This window comes from Gemmatimonadota bacterium (assembly GCA_026706345.1).
GTDB lineage: Bacteria > JAAXHH01 > JAAXHH01 > JAAXHH01 > JAAXHH01 > JAAXHH01.
The window spans coordinates 1-2,650 of record JAPOYX010000146.1 but is presented as its reverse complement, the minus strand read 5'-3'; the positions used below and the strand labels follow the sequence as shown (position 1 = coordinate 2,650).

3 protein-coding genes are annotated in these 2,650 nt (G+C 62.1%); 2 read left to right on the top strand and 1 reads right to left on the bottom strand.

Annotated features, from left to right (window positions below; genetic code table 11):
- Together OXG98_09490 and OXG98_09485 are read left to right on the top strand one after the other, a co-directional pair.
- Positions 1–430: hypothetical protein (locus tag OXG98_09490; GenBank protein ID MCY3772238.1), on the top strand; the 430-nt coding region annotated here is incomplete at its 5' end.
- A 57-nt stretch (positions 431–487) separates the two neighbouring features.
- On the top strand, positions 488–1,510 hold the full coding sequence (locus OXG98_09485) for an MBL fold metallo-hydrolase (protein ID MCY3772237.1): 1,023 nt from the start codon (positions 488–490) through the stop codon (positions 1,508–1,510).
- Positions 1,511–1,602: 92 nt separating this feature from the next.
- Here the strand turns inward: OXG98_09485 and OXG98_09480 are convergent, their stop codons facing one another.
- Positions 1,603–2,481: a 4Fe-4S dicluster domain-containing protein gene (locus OXG98_09480; GenBank protein ID MCY3772236.1), complete on the bottom strand. Its 879-nt coding sequence runs from the start codon at positions 2,479–2,481 to the stop codon at positions 1,603–1,605.
- Positions 2,482–2,650: the final 169 nt, after the last annotated feature.

The window sequence follows — 2,650 nt, the reverse complement described above, 5'->3', positions numbered from 1 at the left end:
TAGCACCCAGGCGAGGGGCGTCGGCACCGCCAACATGCACGGCGCCTGGGAAGCGAAGAACCGGGAAGGCCTCGAGGCCGTGCGTCGGCGCTGGCTCGGTCATGGCCTGGAAGTCATGGAATCGATGCACCACAAGGGGTGGATGCATTCCATTTATACCTTCGACCCCAACGGACTCATGGTGGAATGCGCCTACGTGGAAGGTGACCTGCCCGAGAGGGATGCAATCGACGCTTTCAGAATTTTCGTCGAGAACCAGGGAATCGACGAAGTCGGCTACGAACGCGAGGGCCGGAAGGACACGACCATACACCTGCCCGACCCGGCCATCGAGAAACCCGCCTACTTCGCTTCCATCTCCGAAAGGCTGTTCAACATGGATCTGGAAAGCGCCAGATCCCTGCCGTTCATCTCCGTGATACAGCACTGAGCCCGGGATGCCCGGCCCCGGCTCGTATTCGTGGTACAGCATTGAGGAAACGTATCCATGAAACGCTTCGGTCTTTACTCCCTGTCGCTGCTGGCACTGGTGATCTCGTCCCGCCACGCGACTTCTCAGGTAAGCGCACCTGCAACCCAGGAGGAACTGCCTGCCGTCGTGGCTCATGTGCAACGGGCACAGGAAATTGCGGGCAGCGACTGGCGCTTTCTTTCGGACGGGTTCCTTTGCGGGCCGGCGGAAGACACGATTCCGCTGGCCATCAGGACGATTCCCGGCTTTCTGGATCCCGACGCGCCCGGCATCGAGCCCTTTGCGGCCTTCGACAACCTCTACTACGTCGGCATGTATGCCTGGGGCACGTTCATACTGGATACGGGCGAAGGACTGATTCTGTTCGATGCCCTGACAAACGAGCGGCAGGTGAAGGAAATCCTGCTGCCCGGCATGGCGGAACTGGGGCTGGACCCCAATGACCTGAAGTACCTGGTGGTTACCCACGGTCATGTCGACCACTACGGCGGCGCACCCTATCTCAAGCAGGAATACGGCGTGCCCATCATGATGTCGGAGGCCGACTGGAACTATCTCCCCGACGACATTTCCTTACCCTATTTCGTCAGGGCCAACTATCCCCCGGTGATCCAGCCGGAGCGTGACCGCGTGGTGCAGGACGGCGAAGTGCTGGCGCTCGGCAATTCCAGCGTGACCTTCGTGGTGACGCCGGGGCATACACCCGGCACGCTGTCGACGATTCTGACGGTGACGGATCGGGGAGAGCCCCGCACGGTCGCCATGTGGGGCGGACAGGCCCTGCCCGGCGCCATCAGGGAACTGAACCAGATGCACGACTCGCTGCACAGGTTCTGGAACCTGGGCAACGATCGCCGTGTGGAGGGGCTCATCAGCACACACCCCTGGGTGGTCGGCAATTTCGAACTCCATGCAAGAGGGTCCGAAGACGGCAGCAACCCGCTCCTGATCGGGCAGGACGGGTTCAACCGCGTCATGGGCATCTACGACGAGTGCATCAAGGCGCAATTCGCCCGTTCCATCGCGCAGGAGCGGTGACCGCCTGGGCATCGGCCTGGAGGGCATTGCCCTGCCCTGCTCCACGGTGGACCGGGGCGCATCTGCCGGGTGACTGGACGCAGCGACGTTGATCAGCGTTCGGATTCAGCCGAAGTGAGGCCTTTGTGCTTTTCCCGCCGCTTCGTCCAGCGCTCCGCCAGAATCGGCGCACGTCCGGTGGCCGACCACGGGCAAACGGCTATACAGATGCCGCAACCGTAAGTCTCCGCGAAATACGAGAAGCACTTGTCGAAATCGACATACCACTTGTTTTCACCACGAACCATTTGCTTCCGAGTCGTGATCGCATCCACCGGGCACGCGTTCGTGCACACCTGGCATCCGACACAGAAATCGTCCGCCGCGAAGTCGTCCGGCCCGTCGGCGACTAGGGGCAGATCGGTGAACACCGCCGCCAGCCGGAACGAAGACCCGAATTGCCGATTGATCAGCGACCCATGCTTGCCGAGTTCGCCGAAGCCGCATTCGATGGCCGCGGGCAGCAGGTTGATGGGGCCGGCCATGGGCCCGCCACGGGGCTCCGCCGGATACCCCTGGGACCGTATCCAGTCCGATACCGGCCTTCCGACCACCCAGCTCTTGGTGTACTTGTCCACGACCTCGATCGCCGATGTCACTTCCGGTGCGGTAGCGAGTTTTTCGTATTCCATGGCGATGCCCAGCATCACGATCCAGTCGTATTCGAACGCATAGCCATCGAATACCCATTCGGGTTGCGGTTTCACGATTCCGACCAGGTCCGCCTCCGCTTCCAGGGCGAGCTGTTTGACCAGGCGCGTGTTCTCCCGGGCGGGCCGCTCGACCCTGTGTTCGGCAATCGGCGCCCAATCGGTGTCGATGACTTTCTGGCGGGCGGCGCGTTTTTCGGCGAGGGCCGGCTCTTTCACCCCCTGTGCCCAGAACCAGTCCTGGAGTTTGCCGTGTTCGAGCATCCCGGAGTCGTGCCACATGATCGGTGTCGGCCGCCGGGCTTCGGTTTCGCCGAGCCCATTGATCGCGTTGCCCGATTTGTCCGGCCATAGCGCCGTCTGCTCCGGATCCGGAACGAACTCTGTTGTCGGTTTTCGGGTTCCCCGCACGGTTTGTCAGCCGGAAACTATCGGCAACTCCACATGGGAT

Excerpts from the sequence above, each read along its gene's own strand:
- OXG98_09485 (MCY3772237.1), top strand. The coding sequence starts at position 488 with ATGAAACGCTTCGGTCTTTACTCCCTGTCGCTGCTGGCACTGGTGATC.
- OXG98_09480 (MCY3772236.1), bottom strand. The coding sequence starts at position 2,481 with ATGTGGCACGACTCCGGGATGCTCGAACACGGCAAACTCCAGGACTGG.